The following is a 15,838-nucleotide window of genomic DNA, read 5'->3' as shown; positions in this document are numbered from 1 at the left end:
GAATCCCTGCCCCCGGCCAGCGTCTGATCGGAAACACGCCGGGTCGCGAGGGACCCTGAATCCGACAGGCAGGGGCAGGGGCGATTGTCAGCCGGGGAGTCCGCGTGTGCCATGCGCCGATTCGCTGTTTTTCCGGCCGACGGATTTCACCCAGTGGACTTCACTGAGATAGAGACAGCTACCAGGAGCGAACGATGGAGAGTATGGGCGTGGGAGAGTGGATCGCGATCGTGGTCGCGGTGGGCGTCGTGGCAATTCTTCTCGGCTACTGGCTGGGCACCAAGCTTGGCGGTCACAACACCGAGCCGATGCGTAAGCTCAACAGCGAGCACAACGAGTACAAGGACGAGGTCCGCGAACATTTCGAGCAGGTATCGGCGACCATGACGCGGATGGTCGAGGACTATCGCGAGATGTATCAACACGTCGCCAAGGGCGCGGAAAAGCTCGCGGACATGCACCATGAAACCGTCATCACGCCGCCCCCCAAACCGGAGGCGATCACCCGTCAGGCCCCGGAAGCGGAGGAGGAGACGAGCGATCACCCCGATGCCAAGGCTTCGATAACCGAGCAGCAGGAGTCGACCATGTCGCGTTCTTCACGTGATACCGACCCGTCGGCGTCCGCCGACCGTGGCGACACCCCGTGGGAGAACGCCGCCGAGGAGGACACCCAAGCCGGCGGTGGCAAGGCGACTTCCCGCTCGAGCGGCGCGCCGAACGGGCGGCCCACTGCGTCGACGGGCGCGGCGCTCGATGACGACAAGCAGGCCGCCGGCTCGCAGCAGCCCTCTGACCTGAAACGTCCGCAGGATGCCGCCATTCGCGCGGCCGCCGAAGACGCGGCCCACGACACCAAGCGCTGAGCGCCCCCGGACGCCAAGCCTTGACGCGCCGGCCTCGTGCCGGCGCACGCCGTTGTCAGACGCCTGTCACCCATTCGGCCTCATCAACGGTCGGTGGCGCCTCTCCGGTCGCCGCCGAGGCTGCGGGCCGGCCGTGTTAAGCTGGCCCGCAGGCTTTTCTGGTCCTCCGTGTCTCTCGGCCGCTCTCCCATCGCACTCTCAATCGACAACCTGCAGGTCTCGCAACTCTCCATGGACGACGTCTCGGCTCTCATCGACTCCCTCAACGCCCATCAGCGCGAGGCCGTCGCCGCGCCTCCCGGCAACATGCTGGTGCTTGCCGGCGCCGGCTCCGGCAAGACCCGGGTGCTGGTCCACCGCATCGCCTGGCTGATGCAGGCCGAGGGCGCCTCGCCCTACGCGATCCTCGCCGTCACCTTCACCAACAAGGCGGCCCGCGAAATGCGGACCCGGCTCGAGGCCCTGCAGGGGGCGTCGCTGCGCAACATGTGGGTGGGGACGTTCCACTCCATCGCGCATCGACTGCTGCGCACGCACTGGCACGATGCGCGGCTGCCGCAGCACTTTCAGATCATCGACAGCGACGATCAGCTACGCCTGGTCAAACGCCTGCTGCGTGACCACAACGTCGATGACGAGCGCTATCCGCCGAAGCAGGTGCAGTACTTTATCGGCGGCTGCAAGGAGGAGGGCCTGCGCCCGCAGCAGGTACCGACCCACGGCGACGCCTACATGGCCAAGATGGTCGAGTTGTACGAGCTCTATCAGCTCACCTGCGAGCGCGGCGGGCTGGTCGATTTCGGCGAGCTCCTGCTGCGTAGCCTCGAGCTGCTGCGCGATACGCCGGCGCTGCTCAAGCACTACCGTGAGCGCTTCGGACATATCCTGGTCGACGAGTTTCAGGACACCAACACCCTGCAGTACGCCTGGCTCAAGCTGCTGGCCGGCGCCGAAGAGGACGACAATCGCGCCTGCATGACGGTGGTGGGGGACGACGATCAGTCGATCTACGGCTGGCGCGGCGCCAAGGTGGAGAACATCCGCCGTTTCGAAAGCGAGTTTCCCGGTACCCAGACCGTGCGCCTGGAGCAGAACTACCGCTCCACCAGTGCGATTCTCGACGCCGCCAACGCCCTGATCAGCAACAACAGCGGACGCATGGGCAAGGAGCTCTGGACCGACGGCGACGCCGGCGAGAAGATCTCCGTCTACGCCGGTTTCAACGATCTCGACGAGGCGCGTTTCATCGTCGATACCATTGCCGAGCAGACGCGCAACGGCGTCTCTCGCCGCGAGATAGCCGTGCTCTACCGCTCCAACGCCCAGTCGCGAGTGATCGAGGAGGCGTTGATCCGTAGCGGTGTGCCGTACCGGATTTACGGCGGTCAGCGCTTCTACGAGCGCCTGGAGATCAAGAACGCGCTCGCCTATCTGCGGCTGCTGCTCAACCGCGAGGACGACGCATCGCTGGAGCGGGTGATCAACGTGCCCGCTCGCGGCATCGGCACGCGCACGGTGGAGATCCTGCGCGGTCGCGCTCGTGATACCAATGTGTCGCTGTGGCAGGCGCTCCACGATAGCCTCAGCGACGCCTCGCTCAAGGGGCGCGCGGGCAATGCGGTCAATGCCTTCGCCGAGCTGATCGAGCGGCTCGACAACGATACCGCCGGGATGTCGCTGCACGAGATCATCGATCACGTCATCAGTGTCACCGGGCTCGTCGAGCACCACCGCAGCGAGAAAGGCGAGAAGGGCCAGGCCCGGGTCGAGAACCTCGAGGAGCTGGTCAACGCCGCCCGTGCCTTCTCCCAGGGAAACCCGTTCGAGCTGCAGGAGGCCGGTGAGGGCGCCGCGGCGCTGGAGCCGTTTCTCGCCGAGGCGGCGCTCAACGCCGGGGATCACGAGGGCGACGACTCCGAGGAGTGCGTGCAGATGATGACGCTGCACTCCGCCAAGGGCCTCGAGTTCCCGGTGGTGTTCGTCGCCGGCATCGAGGAGGGGCTCTTTCCGCACAAGATGTCGCTGGAGGAGCCGGGGCGACTCGAGGAGGAGCGCAGACTCTGCTACGTCGGCATGACCCGCGCGATGCGCAAGCTCTACCTGACCCATGCCGAAATCCGCCGTCTCCACGGCCGCGAGACGATGGCCCGACCGTCGCGCTTTCTGCGCGAGGTGCCTGAGGAACTGCTCGAGGAGGTTCGCCTGCGCGGCCAGGTGTCGCGGCCTGTTTCCTCGCGGCCGAACGTGAGCGCGGCGCGTCAGTCCGGGGTCGAGGCCAACGGCGATCTCCCCTCGCTGTCGCTGGGTCAGCGCGTCAGCCATCCGCTGTTCGGCGAGGGAGTGATTCTCGACGCCGAGGGCGAGGGCCCCCGCGCCAGGGTTCACGTCAGCTTCGAGGGCGAGGGCGACAAGTGGCTGGTGCTCGGGTTTGCCAACCTGACGCCGCTGTGACCGCTTCCGGCTCGGTGGTGGCGTGCCAGCGCCGCCACTGACGTCGGGTCGCCGCCGTCACGGTTTTGCAATATCGTCGTGACATGATCATGCGTTGCGCGCCGTCTTACTTCCTTGCTTAGCGGACCCACCGTCCCGCCCCGGAGTTTTCATGGATATCACCAGCGATACCCACAGTCAGCATATTTCGCAGCAGTTCAATCAGGACCTCGAAACGATCAAGACCCAGCTGATGGCAATGGGTGGGCTGGTCGAGCGTCAGCTACAGGAAGCCGTGACAGCGCTGCTCGAGGGGGATGGCAAGCTGGCAACGCGGGTTCGCGACAACGACACCAGCGTCAACGAGATGCAGCTGCGGATCGACGAGGATTGCACCGGCATTCTGGCCCGCCGCCAGCCGGCCGCCTCCGACCTGCGTCTGGTGATCGCGGTGATTCGCGCCACCAACGATCTCGAGCGGATGGGTGACGAGGCCAACAAGATCGCCCGCAACGCGCTCGACCTGATCGATGCCGGCCGCATTCCCCAGGGCAGTGTCGAGATTCGTCACATCAGCGAACACGTGCGCAACATGCTGCGTGACGCGCTGACCGCCTTTGCTCGCTTCGATACCGATCTCGCCTTCAAGGTGGTGCAGGAAGACGCGGCGGTGGATAGCGAATACACCACCGCCATGCGTTCGCTGGCGACGCTGATGATGGAAGACTCGCGCTCCATCGGCGGTGTTCTCAGCGTCATGACCGTGCTGCGTGCGCTCGAGCGTATCGGCGATCACGCCGATAACCTCGCCGAGCACGTGATCTATCTGGTCAAGGGCCAGGATATTCGCCACACCTCTATCGACGCGCTCAACCCAGACGATATCAGCAGAACCGAGCGCTCCTGAGCCCACGCCGGGCGCCACGGATTCGCGCTCGATTGAGCGGTCGCCTCGCCTCGACCCGACTGTGTTAGCTTGTCGCTTTTGCCATGCACTCTCGGGTCGCACAATCACATGATCTACTCTCTTCAGGCCATCGGCCGCGGTACGCGGCTGGTACTCGAGCCCGGGCTACGGCGTTTCGTCATCGGCCCGGTGCTGGTCAATCTGCTGCTCTACGTCGCCACGATCTACTATCTGCTCGAGCACTTCGGCGGCTGGCTCGACTACGGCATGGCCAAGGTGCCCGACTGGCTCGACTGGCTGGAGTGGCTGATCTGGCCGCTGCTGGTCATCGGCCTGGTGCTGATGGTCTTTTTCACCTTCACGCTGGTCTCGAACCTGATCGCCGCTCCCTTCTACGGCTTTCTCGCCGAAAAGGTCGAGACGCGCCTCACCGGGCGTCCGCCCGCCGATGAGCGGGGTTGGTTCAAGACCGGCGTCGATGCGCTGGGCCGGGAACTGGTCAAGCTCGGCTATCTGCTGCCGCGCATGGCGCTGCTCTTCGTGCTCGGCTTCGTGCCCGGGCTCAACGTCTTCACGCCTTTTCTGTGGGCGCTGTTTTCGGCCTGGATGATGGCGATCCAGTATCTGGATTACCCGATGGACAACAACGCGGTGGGCTTTGGCGACATGCGTCGACGGCTGCGTTCGCGCTGGTGGCCGACGTTGACCTACGGCGGACTGATGTCGCTCGCGACATGGGTGCCGGTGCTCAATCTGCTGCTGCTGCCCGGCGGCGTCGCTGGCGGCGTGATGCTGTGGGATCGCTATTACCGCGACACGCCGGCGAGTGCCAATCGCCGGCTGGCGCGCGGTCGCTGAGGCCATCGGCCCTGCTGATCGTGACGAATTCGCGTTGCGGGGTTGAAAGCGGCCTTCACGCGCGCCATCTAGACTAGAACGGTCAAATGACGGGCGGGCCGTGGCATCGCCGCATTGGCGGCACATGGCCTGAAAAGTCATTTGGCATCAAGGTGATACGTGACAGGGCGGCGATGTTGCTCTTGCCTGTCGGCTTGACACTCGAAAGCGCCGCTCACTATTTTGGTTCACCCGCGAGGCGCCCGTATCGGGCAACGCCTCCTCCATGAAAGGGAGTTTTGATCATGGCTCATAACCTACCGTCGCTGCCCTACGCTTACGACGCCCTCGAACCCAAGATCGATGCAATGACGATGGAGATTCACCACACTCGTCACCATCAGACCTACGTCAATAACCTGAATGCCGCGCTGGAAGGCACCGGGCTCGAAGACGTGCCGGTCGACAAGCTGATGGCCGATATCGACAAGGTGCCGCAGGACAAGCGTCAGGCTGTCATCAACAATGGCGGCGGTCATGCCAACCACTCGCTGTTCTGGACCGTCATGTCCCAGGACGGTGGCGGCGAGCCGACCGGCAAGATCGGTGAAGCGATCGAGAGCGAGCTGGGCGGCTACGAGAACTTCAAAGAGGAGTTCAAGAAGGCAGCCACCGGGCGTTTCGGTAGCGGCTGGGCCTGGCTCGTGGTCACGCCGGAGAAGAAGCTCAAGGTGATCAACACCCTGAACCAGGACAGCCCGCTGATGGAAGGCAATACGCCGGTGCTGGGTCTGGACGTCTGGGAGCACGCTTACTATCTGAAGTATCAGAACAAGCGTCCGGACTACATCGCGGCATTCTATGACGTGATCAACTGGGACGAAGTGAACCGTCGCTACGCTGAAGCGACTGCCTGAGCCGAGACGGATCGTCCGATCCCGGTCATGCAGGAGGCGCGCTGATTCATGAGCGACGCCTGACACCGATGCCTCCGCCCGTCTCGACGGTCGGAGGCATCGTCGTCTCGACGGGCGGTTCACGTCGTCTTGAGAGACTTTCTCATTGCCTCATTTCTGATAGGCTGTGATTTCGGCCTGCCGGCCGCCCCGCCCGACCACTTCCGCTGAACGAATCGAGATCATGACTGCACTCAGCTGCGACGCCACACTGACGCTTACCGATGCCAATGATTTTCAATCGCGATTGAGAGCTTTCCTAGAAGAGTATGACGTCGAGTATCGCGACGACGACCAGCGCATCGTCATCGCGCTGCCGGGCGGCGAGGCGACCTTCAAGAAGAGTCGCGTCGGCCTCCACATGAAAGCCGAAGCGGCGTCGCGGGATGGACTGGAGACGCAGCGTGCGGTCATCGAGCACTACGTGACGCTGTTTGCCGGTGACAATGCGCTGCCGCTGCACTGGCATGGCGACGTCGTCGCTGCACCGACCTTCGCCAACTTTCGCGAGATGCGCGTTACGCGGGTGGAGGATATTTCGCCAAGCATGCGCCGGCTGACCCTGACCGGGGAGGATCTGGCGCGCTTCGACCATCCCGAGGAGTGGCACGTGCGGCTGCATCTACCGCCGGAAGGGCTTGCCGAGCCTCAGTGGCCGCGCCCCACCGCGGAGGGTGGCACCCACTGGCCGCCGGCAGAGAAACGCGCCGAGATCCGCTATTACACCATTCGCCGCCTCGATCTCGCCCGCGGCGAGGTCGAGATCGACTTTCTGCTCCACGAGGCGCCGGGACCGGGGGGCAATTTCGCCCGCCGCGCTCGCCCCGGTGACCGCTGCGGCATGGCCGGGCCCTTTGGCCGCGGCGTGGCGCCGGCCTCGCACTACCTGCTCGGCGGCGACGAAACGGCGCTACCGGCGATTGCTCGACTGCTGGAGACACTGCCGGCGAGCGCCCGAGTGGAAGCGTGGCTGGAAGTGGAGACACCGGCGGACGAGCTCGAGCTCGCGGTTCCGGATCACTGTCAGGTGACCTGGTGCCACCGCCAGCACCACCGGGCGCCGAGTGAACGCATCGCCGAGGCCGTCATCGCGGCCATGCCCGAATCATGCGACGACCTTTTCGTCTGGTTCTCCGGCGAAGCCGAGCCGACCCACGCGCTGCGCAAGCGGCTCAAGCAGGAGTTCAAGCTGGAGAAGGGCCAGCACCTGGTCACCGGCTACTGGCGCCGCGACGACGAGGCCGCCTGACGCGCCCCCGCTCGCCGCTTTCCCGTTCTCGCCGCTTTCCCTTTCACGCGCGCCCCCCGTCTGGGGAGGCGTCCCGCTCGGTGCGGCCAGGCATCGCGTCATTCGCCGCGTTCGAGCACCAGAAGCGGGTCGATCCGGGTGTCGAACCAGTTCATGCCCCAGTGCAGGTGCGGTCCCGTCGCGCGGCCGGTGGCCCCCACGAGTCCGATCACCTCGCCCTGTTCGACGCGGTCGCCCACGGCGACGTCGAGACGTGACAGATGCAGGAAGTTGGAGCTGATGCCGTAGCCGTGATCGAGCAGCACGGTGCCACCCGTGAGATAGAGATCATCGGCGAAGGTGATCACCCCGCTGGCCGGCGCCTTGACCGGCGTGCCGGTGGCCGCGGCGATATCCATTCCCGAGTGCGCCGAGCCCGGCGTGCCGTTGTAGATACGCTGATTGCCGAAACGCCCGCTGATCCGCCCCTCGACCGGCCAGATGAACGCCTCCGCGAAGCCGACGCGCGCGTCGTCACGGGTCCGCTCGGCGCTGACGGCGGCCTGCTCGCGCTGAATGCGCGCGGCGATCTCCGGCGGCGGCGAGACGCTCTTCGGCGGGACGCCATCGACACGTTCGATGGGCCAATCCCGCGGGGTGATCTCGATCGCCACCGTCTGCGCCGGTCCGCCGGGTGGCGTCACCGCGACACGCTGTGCACCGGTGGCATCGCGGCCGACGCCAAACACCACCGTGCCGTAATCGGTCACCCGCAGCGCTCGCTCGCCGACGCGCACCTGACTGGCAGGCGGTACGCGGCCGACCACCATCGACCCTTGCGGCACGTGCGACGGGAAAGTGACCGGAATCGTCTCGGCGATGACCGGCGTCGGGGTAAGCAACAGGGTCGACGCGAGCGTCAGCATCAACGCAAACGTGCGGTTCGGCATCGACGATCGACGACGCGCGGGGCGCGGACGCGCTGACAGGAAAGGAAGACGTGTGGCGCGATGGCAGTGAGAGGCGACGGTCACAGGCGGACGCTCGGCGGGGGAAAGTCTCACCATAACGCGCAGCGCCGCGCGTGCCTATGCACGACGCGGCGCCGGGGGGAGTGGAACGGGAGCCGTTAGAAAGACTCCCAGTTGTCCTCGCTGCTGCTGGTCTCAGTGCGGCTGAGGCTGACGGTAGGCGTCTTGGGGGTCTGTGACATGCGGCGGGGTGCCGGCGCCGTCTCGCGAGCCCCGGATGTCGCGGGCTGGGCATGGCGGGAGAGCATGCCGCCGTAGCTCTCGTCGGCCACGCGGAAGCCGGAGAGGGCGCGTTCCAGCATGCCGATCTGCTCGTTGAGCGTCTCGGCGGCACTGGAGGCCTCCTGGACCAGCGTCGCGTTCTGCTGGGTCACCTGATCCATCTGCACCACGGCATTGTTGACCTGATCGATGCCGTTGGACTGCTCGCCGGAGGCGACCGAAATCTCCTCGATGAGGTCGGTCATGCGAGTGACGGACTCGACCGCCCGGCGAATGGTCTCGCCGGCTTCGGCGACGGTCTCGGAGCCGGCATCGATCTGGCGATTCGAGGCGTCGATCAGCTCGCGGATCTCCCGCGAGGCATCGGCGCTGCGGCTGGCCAGCGTGCGCACTTCGTTGGCGACCACGGCGAAGCCGCGACCCTGCTCGCCGGCACGTGCCGCTTCCACCGAGGCATTGAGTGCCAGAATGTTGGTCTGGAAGGCGATGGAGTCGATCACGCCGACGATCTCGGTCACCTTGCGTGAGCTGTCGGTGATGCCCTTCATGGTGGTGACGACATGATCCATCTTCTGGCCGCCCTCGGTGGCGGTGGTGCGCGCCTCGCCGGCCAGGTTATTGGCCTGACGCGCATTGTCGGCATTCTGACGCACGGTCTGTGTCAGCTCTTCCATGCTGGAAGCGGTTTCGCTGATCGAGGCCGCCTGCTGCTCGGTGCGTGCGGAGAGATCCTGGTTACCGCTGTGGATCTGACTGATGCCCACGGTGAGCGTGCTGGAGGCGTGGCGCACGTCGGTCATCGAGGTGGCCAGGCGCGAACGCATGCCTTCGATCGCCGCGAGCACGCTGCGGTCGTCATTGGGCTGCACGGCGATGGCACGGGTCAGATCGCCATCGGCGATGAGCTTGACGCTGTCGCGTGCCTCGCGCGGGTCACCCCCGAGGTCGGCGAGGACGTTGCGAATGATCCAGGCCATGACCAGCGTGATCGTCAGGCCGATGAAGAAGGTGACCAGCCCCATCCGGAAAACACCGCTCCAGAAGGCCTGCTGGATGTCGGAGATGTAGACGTTGGAGGCGAGATACCAGTCCCACTCCGGAACGTAACGCACGTAGTTGAGCTTCGAGACGTCGTCGCCATCGGCGTTGGTGGAGACGTACTCGAGCATTTCGTCTTCGGGGGAGTCCGCGACCGCCTTGAGCTCGCGATAGAAGTACATGCCGTTGTCATCGCGAAAGCTGCTCATGTCGCTGCCGATTTCGCGCTTCGGGTGGTAGACGAGATGGATATCGCTATCGAAGGCGTAGACGTAGCTGCCGTCGAGATCGAGCGCCGAAAGATTGCGGCGCGCGAGATCCTGCGCCTCCTCGGTGGAGAACTCACCGTTGTCGGCGCGTTCGGCGTAGCGCTCGACCAGCGTCTGTGCGCTGGCGACGAAGCTCTTGAGACTGGTCACACGTTCGTTCATCAGGGTGTCGCGTTTCTCGAGCGCCATCCAGCCCACGAGAACCATCATTCCGACCCACATCAGGCCGACTGTCATCCAGAGCTTCTGGCGCATCGTCATTATTTCGCATCCCGTCGTCTTGCGATGCGGCGGCGGGGTGAAGACGAACGCCGCCGGGCATCACCAATAGAGTTAGAGGAGTATATGTCTCCTATCCCGCCTCTCTATCGGCGGCGCCGGGGCGAAATTCAGTGGAATCCGTGAGAAAAGCGTGACGCCAGCGGTGGCGTGGGCGGCGCAGCCCGGGCGGGGCGAGCGTCATGCCGTGTCGGATGGACGCCGGCGCCGCCGGTATCGTGCCTCGCAGGCTCAGACGTTGCGGGGCGGCATCTCGGGAACCGCGCTGTCACTCAAAGGCCTGCCGTTGGCAGAAGGGGCGTCTGCAGAAGGGGCGTCGGCCGGGAGGAGGCGAGCGCCGGCGAACGCGCAGCGAAAGCGCGCGCCCCTGCCGGGGCGACTGGCGATGTCGAGCTTGGCGCCGTGTCTCAGCAGCACGTGCTTGACGATGGCGAGGCCGAGCCCGGTGCCGCCGGTCGCAGTACTTCGACCCTTGTCGATGCGATAGAAGCGTTCGGTCAGGCGTGGAATGTGGACTGGATCGAAGCCATCGCCGTCATCCTCGACCTCGATGGCGCTGCCGTCATGCCAGGTCTTCCAGCGCAGGGTGATCTGACTGCCCTCGGGGGTGTAGCGCACCGCGTTGAAGACCAGGTTGGAGATCGCGCTTCTGAGTTCGTGGGCGTTGCCGAGGAGCTGGCGACTCTCCTCGAGCTCCAGCGTCAACGTCTGACGGCCGGCGCTCAGTTCACGCGCATCCTCGAGAATGCGCTTCAGCAGTGTCCCGACATCGAGCGGCAGGTCGTCAGCGCCGGCGCTGTCGATCTCCAGGCGCGAGAGCAGCAGCAGATCGTCGACCAGATGCTGCATGCGAGTCGTCTGCGCCTGCATTTGATCGAAACCACGCTGCCAGCGCGACGGCAGCTCACCGGCGTGTTCGGCGTAGGTCTCGAGGTAGCCGGCCAGCACCGTCAGCGGTGTGCGCAGCTCATGGGAGACATTGGCGACGAAGTCGCGGCGCATCATCTCCAGCTGGTGCAGTCGCGTGACATCGCGCGCCATCACCAGACGCTCATTGTCGCCGAACAGCGTGATCTGGAACTGCAGCATCTGGGAGTGATGTAGCGGCGATGGGATCAGCAGCGGTTCGGCGTAGTCGCCGGCGTTGAAGTAGTCGATGAAGCGCGGGTCGCGCAGCAGATTGGTAATCGGTCGACCGCGGTCGTGGTCCGGCTTGAGGCCGAGCATCTCGGAAGCCGCGCTGTTCCACCAGTCCAGATCGCCGCGGGGGTCGAGCATGACGACGCTATCGCGCATCGCCTCGCAGGAGTCCTGAATGCGTCGGAGGATGTCACGCAGGCGCTGCTGCAGCTGACTCTGGGCTTTCTGGTAGCTGTAGAGGCGGTCGAACAGATCGCCCCAGACGCCGGTACCCGGCGGCGGCGCCTCACGCGGATGGCGCAGCAGCCAGACGTAGAGCCGGCGGACGTGAAGCAGGTGCAAAAAGACGTAGAGACCGAGTCCGGCGGCAATGCCCCAGCCCAGCCCGGCGAACAGCGCGTCGAACAGCGTGCCGAGCAGCCCGCCCATCGCGCCGAGGCCGAAAAGCATGTAGCCGAGTCGCCACAGTTCGTTGATCCAGTAGCGCACGCGCAAATCACTCCCGGGTCGAGAAGCGGTAACCGGTACCGCGGACGGTCTGGACCAGATGCTGGTGTGTCTCGCCAAGCGACTTGCGCAGACGACGAATGTGCACGTCGACGGTGCGCTCCTCGACGTAGACGTTGCCGCCCCAGACCTGATCGAGCAGCTGGCTGCGGGTGTAGGCCCGCTCCTGATGCGTCATGAAGAACTGCAGCAGGCGGTATTCGGTGGGGCCGATCTCCAGCGCACCGCCGTGGGAGGTGACCCGGTGACTGGCGGGATCGAGCTTGAGGCCCTCGACCTCGACCGACTCCTCGACCCCCGCCGGCGTGGCACGGCGCAGCACGGCCTTCAGCCGCGCGACCAGCTCCCGCGGCGAGAACGGTTTGGTGATGTAGTCATCGGCGCCGGCTTCGAGCCCCTGAATCTTATTGTCCTCCTCACCCTTGGCGGTGAGCAGGATGATCGGCATCTCGGCGGTGGCCTCCTCGCGCTTGAGTCGCCGCGCCAGCTCGATACCGCTGGTGCCGGGCATCATCCAGTCAAGCAGTACTAGGTCGGGCTTGTTATCCAGCGCCATGGCATGGCCGGTCTGGGCGTTTTCCGCTTCCAGCACGCGGTAGTCGGCCATTTCCAGCGCCACGGCGATCATCTCGCGGATGGCGGGTTCATCGTCGACGATGAGTACGGTCTTGGAGCTCATGGACGGGCCTCGAAGAATAGAGAGGGAACGACCGAGGGTCGTGTTCTCCCGAGCCGGCGGCGCTGATGGCGTACCCGAAAGCACCGCGCTGGTCGTGACAGAACCGTGACGATTACAGCGCGAACAGATGACAGAAAAGTGACAGCGGCGTTCGCGGCGGTCAAGCGACCGGCCACAGGGCCAGTGCCAGCCCGGCAAAAAGCACCAGCCCCGACCAGAAATTGTTGAGGAAGGCCTGGAAGCAGGGCTCGCGCTCGCGACTCTGGATAAGCCACTGCTGATAAACGAATGTCGCCGCCATGGCCGCGAGCCCCAGCCAGAAGAAGCCGCCGAGTGCCAGCCGTGCCCCCACCCCGGCCAGCAGGGCGAGCGTTGTCAGCTGCAGCAGGCCAATCATGAGTTTGTCGGCGCGGCCGAAGAGTCGTGCGGTGGATTTGACCCCGATCTTAATGTCGTCGTCGCGGTCGACCATGGCGTACTGGGTGTCGTAGGCGACCGTCCACGCGACGTTGGCGACGAGCAGCAGCCACGCCTCCAGAGGGACTTCACGGCTGACGGCCATGAACGCCATCGGGATCGCCCACGAGAAGGCCAGTCCCAGTACCACCTGCGGCAGATGGGTGTAGCGCTTCATGAACGGGTAGGCCGCCGCCAGCGCCACGCCAACGAACGACAGCAGCACCGTCGGCAGGTTGGTGAAGCAGACCAGCACGAAGGACCCTGCCACCAATACGGCGAACAGGATCTTGGCCTCGCCCTCGCCGATACGTCCGGTGGCGAGCGGACGGGCTCGGGTGCGCTTGACGTGGCCGTCGATCTTGCGGTCAGCGTAGTCGTTGACCACGCAGCCCGCGGCCCGCATCAGATAGACGCCGAGCACGAAGATGATCAGGTTGGCGCGATCCGGCACGCCGTCGGCACCGAGCCAGAGTGCCCATAGCGTCGGCCACATCAGAAGCCAGGTGCCGATCGGCTTGTCGAGCCGAGTCAGACGCAGGAAGTCGGGCAGGCGGGCGAGCCCCCGGGGGCGGGCGGCGGCGGAATCGGCGCTGGGCATGACACTCTCCGAATGGGCGGGGCGCGACGGCAAGCCGGAACCTTAACGCAGATGCGGCGGCGCTTCGACAGCGGGTCACGGTGACACCACCGACCGAGCGAGACCGGCGATTGAGCGAGACCGGCGATCCAACGAGACCGGCGATCCAACGAGACCGGCGATCGCGCCAGACGGACGGTGGCGAAGCGATGAGGGGGATCAACCCGATGCAGGCGGCGAGTGCGCCAGTCCCAGATCTTCTGCCATGTCGCGCTGAAAGCCCTCCTGTACCAGCAGGCGAATCCCACCATGGCGAAAACGCGAGCGGCGAAGCCAGAGCGTCTCGCCGTCGGGCGCGACCGGCGCGATCTCGATCGGGCCGCGCTCGAGATCCGGCTGGGCGAAGAGCCAGCTGCCCAGCGAGCGCTCGCCCAGCGCGCGCAGCTGGCGATGCCCCCGTCGCGTCAGCGGCGCCACCGAGCGCGCCACCACCCAGCAGCGCTCGCCGCTCATCAGCGCCACTTCGCGAACCCAGGCGACGCGCCCTGCGGCCAGCCCCAGCGCCTGCGCCTCGTCACGGCGTGGCACCTTCACCCCCTGGGAGACGAGGCGAACGTGAAAGGGGCGCGGCGACGCCGCGATCAGGCGGGCGGTGAGTGAGTCGGTCGAGGCGAGCCATTGCCACCAGGGGGCCTCCATCGTGGCGCGGCGGGCGGCGAGCGGTACCCAGCGCAGGACGCGCTGGCGCTCGTCAGGGGGAAACGCATGACAGTGTTCAGCTGGGGACACGCAGGGCTCCACGTCGTGTGATCACCCGGGCAGCGGGCGGGAAGCGGTGGACAAGTGGCGACGTAGTGTAGCATCGAGCCCCCGTTCGTCCTGACACAAGAGGCTGACATGACCGCACCTGTCACGGGGCCCGAAGCCGCGCCTGTCACGGGGCCCGAAACCGCGCCTGTCACGGGTCCCGACGCCATCGGTTCATCTTCCGTCACGGCGCCGCCTGCTGGCGCTGCCTCGTCCTGTCGCGTCGCCGCGCCCGCCGATACGACCGAAGCGAGCACGAGCAGCAACGCGGCGCCGGGGCTTGTGGTCGTAGGTACCGGCATGGCGGGGCTGGCGCTGGCCCGCGGCGTACGCGCCCGCGACCCTGAGCGACCGATCACCCTGATCACCGCCGACAGCGGCGACGAGTACGCCAAGCCGCTGCTCTCCAGCGCCTTCACCAAGGGCCAGACCGCCGCCGACCTGTCGACCCGAAGTGCGCTCGAGGTGGCCGAGGCGCTCGACGCGCGTCTGCGTATCCACACTCGGGTCGACGCCATTGACCCGGCGGCGCGCTGTCTGCACCTTGGCGCCGAGCGGCTGCCTTATGCACAGCTGGTGCTTGCCTCGGGCGCGGCGCCGTATCACCCCTTCACCGTCAGCGCGGCGCTGGCGGATCGTGTCTTCCAGATCAACGATCTCGATGACTACCGCCGGTTCCGCGCGGCGCTGACCCGCCACGGCCCTGGACCGGCACGGGTGGCGATCATCGGCGCGGGGCTGGTCGGCTGCGAATACGCCAACGATCTCCACGCCGGTGGCCACCGGGTCACACTCATCGCCCCGGAGGCGACGCCCCTGGCGCGGCTGCTGCCAACGCGTCTGGGGGAGGTTCTGGCGGCAGCGTTCGCGCGGGGCGGCATCACGACCCGCCTCGCCCGCGAGGTCATCTCGCTCGAGGCGGTGTCGGATGACGCGGTACTCACCCTCGACGATGGCGAGCGGCTGGGCGCCGATGTCGTGTTGATTGCCACCGGCCTGCGCCCGCGAACCGCGCTGGCCGACGCAGCGGGGCTTGCCGTTTCGCCGGCGGGCATTCTCACCGACCGCTATCTGGCGACCAGCGCGCCCGGAATCTACGCCCTTGGCGACGTTGCCTGCGTCGACGGCCTCGGGGCAGCCGAGCACGGCGTCAGCGCCCGGTACGTGCAGCCACTGCAGGCGAGCGCCCGCGCACTTGCCGCGACGCTCACCGGCACGCCGACGGAAGTCATTTACGGCGCCTGGCCGGTGGTCGCGAAAACGCCGCTGCTGCCAGTCGTGGCGCTACCGCCCGCCGAGTCGCCAGCGCACTGGCGCGTCGAAGGCGAGGGCGAGGATCTCGCCGCCATTGCCGACAATGCGGCAGGAAAGGTCATCGGTTTTGCGCTCATCGGGCGCTGCGTTCGGCGTAAAGTCGCACTGGCGCGTGCGGCACCGGCGTTGCTAGGCTAGCCTCGGTAACGGCGGGGCGCCGAGCGCGCTTGCGCGCGCTTTATACATCGGGTCTCGAACGGCCTATCATGCGCTCGACGGGATCGATCCCCGTCGAGAACAACAACGTAGTTTCGATACAGGCGTATCAATTAACGCCATTGCCAAACCAGGA

General features: G+C 66.1%; 13 protein-coding genes. 7 read left to right on the top strand and 6 right to left on the bottom strand.

Annotation, left to right across the window (positions count from 1 at the left end; genetic code table 11):
- Positions 1-194 precede the first annotated feature (194 nt).
- From DOM41_RS04090 to DOM41_RS04065, 6 genes are all read left to right on the top strand, one after another.
- Positions 195-866 (top strand): ZapG family protein, encoded by a 672-nt coding sequence (locus tag DOM41_RS04090; protein WP_110685577.1) that lies wholly within the window; start codon positions 195-197, stop codon positions 864-866.
- 231 nt (positions 867-1,097) lie between these two features.
- Positions 1,098-3,317 carry a DNA helicase II gene (gene uvrD, locus DOM41_RS04085; RefSeq protein WP_110685576.1) on the top strand — a complete coding sequence of 740 codons (2,220 nt, stop codon included), beginning with the start codon at positions 1,098-1,100 and terminating at the stop codon, positions 3,315-3,317.
- A 151-nt stretch (positions 3,318-3,468) separates the two neighbouring features.
- Positions 3,469-4,203: a phosphate signaling complex protein PhoU gene (phoU, locus tag DOM41_RS04080; protein WP_110685575.1), complete on the top strand. Its 735-nt coding sequence runs from the start codon at positions 3,469-3,471 to the stop codon at positions 4,201-4,203.
- 108 nt (positions 4,204-4,311) lie between these two features.
- Entirely contained in the window at positions 4,312-5,061 is a 750-nt protein-coding gene (gene cysZ / locus DOM41_RS04075; protein ID WP_110685574.1) for a sulfate transporter CysZ, read from the top strand.
- Between the two features lie 284 nt (positions 5,062-5,345).
- Entirely contained in the window at positions 5,346-5,957 is a 612-nt protein-coding gene (locus DOM41_RS04070; protein WP_110685573.1) for a superoxide dismutase, read from the top strand.
- 223 nt (positions 5,958-6,180) lie between these two features.
- Positions 6,181-7,245: a siderophore-interacting protein gene (locus DOM41_RS04065; protein ID WP_110685572.1), complete on the top strand. Its 1,065-nt coding sequence runs from the start codon at positions 6,181-6,183 to the stop codon at positions 7,243-7,245.
- 98 nt (positions 7,246-7,343) lie between these two features.
- Here the strand turns inward: DOM41_RS04065 and DOM41_RS04060 are convergent, their stop codons facing one another.
- From DOM41_RS04060 to DOM41_RS04035, 6 genes are all read right to left on the bottom strand, one after another.
- Positions 7,344-8,174, bottom strand: a complete 831-nt coding sequence (locus tag DOM41_RS04060) for a M23 family metallopeptidase (protein WP_110685571.1) — start codon at positions 8,172-8,174, stop codon at positions 7,344-7,346.
- Between the two features lie 179 nt (positions 8,175-8,353).
- Positions 8,354-10,045 carry a methyl-accepting chemotaxis protein gene (locus DOM41_RS17860; protein WP_280951213.1) on the bottom strand — a complete coding sequence of 564 codons (1,692 nt, stop codon included), beginning with the start codon at positions 10,043-10,045 and terminating at the stop codon, positions 8,354-8,356.
- A gap of 249 nt (positions 10,046-10,294) precedes the next feature.
- Positions 10,295-11,692 carry a phosphate regulon sensor histidine kinase PhoR gene (phoR, locus tag DOM41_RS04050; RefSeq protein WP_110685830.1) on the bottom strand — a complete coding sequence of 466 codons (1,398 nt, stop codon included), beginning with the start codon at positions 11,690-11,692 and terminating at the stop codon, positions 10,295-10,297.
- Between the two features lie 7 nt (positions 11,693-11,699).
- On the bottom strand, positions 11,700-12,389 hold the full coding sequence (gene phoB, locus DOM41_RS04045; protein ID WP_110685570.1) for a phosphate regulon transcriptional regulator PhoB: 690 nt from the start codon (positions 12,387-12,389) through the stop codon (positions 11,700-11,702).
- 160 nt (positions 12,390-12,549) lie between these two features.
- The gene (gene ubiA, locus DOM41_RS04040; protein WP_110685569.1) at positions 12,550-13,446 is read right to left on the bottom strand and encodes a 4-hydroxybenzoate octaprenyltransferase; all 897 of its coding nucleotides are present in this window, start codon (positions 13,444-13,446) and stop codon (positions 12,550-12,552) included.
- A 198-nt stretch (positions 13,447-13,644) separates the two neighbouring features.
- Positions 13,645-14,214 (bottom strand): chorismate--pyruvate lyase family protein, encoded by a 570-nt coding sequence (locus DOM41_RS04035; protein ID WP_245391733.1) that lies wholly within the window; start codon positions 14,212-14,214, stop codon positions 13,645-13,647.
- 318 nt (positions 14,215-14,532) lie between these two features.
- Between DOM41_RS04035 and DOM41_RS04030 the strand changes: the two genes are divergently transcribed.
- Positions 14,533-15,684: an NAD(P)/FAD-dependent oxidoreductase gene (locus DOM41_RS04030; protein WP_245391751.1), complete on the top strand. Its 1,152-nt coding sequence runs from the start codon at positions 14,533-14,535 to the stop codon at positions 15,682-15,684.
- Positions 15,685-15,838: the final 154 nt, after the last annotated feature.

It is taken from the genome of Salinicola aestuarinus (assembly GCF_003206645.1).
Classification (GTDB): Bacteria; Pseudomonadota; Gammaproteobacteria; order Pseudomonadales; family Halomonadaceae; genus Salinicola; species Salinicola aestuarinus.
The sequence above is the reverse complement of the archived record's forward strand: the minus strand, read 5'-3'. Positions and strand labels throughout refer to the sequence as shown.

Coding starts and splice junctions, on each gene's coding strand:
- DOM41_RS04090 (WP_110685577.1), top strand. CDS start 195: ATGGAGAGTATGGGCGTGGGAGAGTGGATCGCGATCGTGGTCGCGGTG.
- uvrD (WP_110685576.1), top strand. CDS start 1,098: ATGGACGACGTCTCGGCTCTCATCGACTCCCTCAACGCCCATCAGCGC.
- phoU (WP_110685575.1), top strand. CDS start 3,469: ATGGATATCACCAGCGATACCCACAGTCAGCATATTTCGCAGCAGTTC.
- cysZ (WP_110685574.1), top strand. CDS start 4,312: ATGATCTACTCTCTTCAGGCCATCGGCCGCGGTACGCGGCTGGTACTC.
- DOM41_RS04070 (WP_110685573.1), top strand. CDS start 5,346: ATGGCTCATAACCTACCGTCGCTGCCCTACGCTTACGACGCCCTCGAA.
- DOM41_RS04065 (WP_110685572.1), top strand. CDS start 6,181: ATGACTGCACTCAGCTGCGACGCCACACTGACGCTTACCGATGCCAAT.
- DOM41_RS04060 (WP_110685571.1), bottom strand. CDS start 8,174: ATGCCGAACCGCACGTTTGCGTTGATGCTGACGCTCGCGTCGACCCTG.
- DOM41_RS17860 (WP_280951213.1), bottom strand. CDS start 10,045: ATGACGATGCGCCAGAAGCTCTGGATGACAGTCGGCCTGATGTGGGTC.
- phoB (WP_110685570.1), bottom strand. CDS start 12,389: ATGAGCTCCAAGACCGTACTCATCGTCGACGATGAACCCGCCATCCGC.
- ubiA (WP_110685569.1), bottom strand. CDS start 13,446: ATGCCCAGCGCCGATTCCGCCGCCGCCCGCCCCCGGGGGCTCGCCCGC.
- DOM41_RS04030 (WP_245391751.1), top strand. CDS start 14,533: ATGGCGGGGCTGGCGCTGGCCCGCGGCGTACGCGCCCGCGACCCTGAG.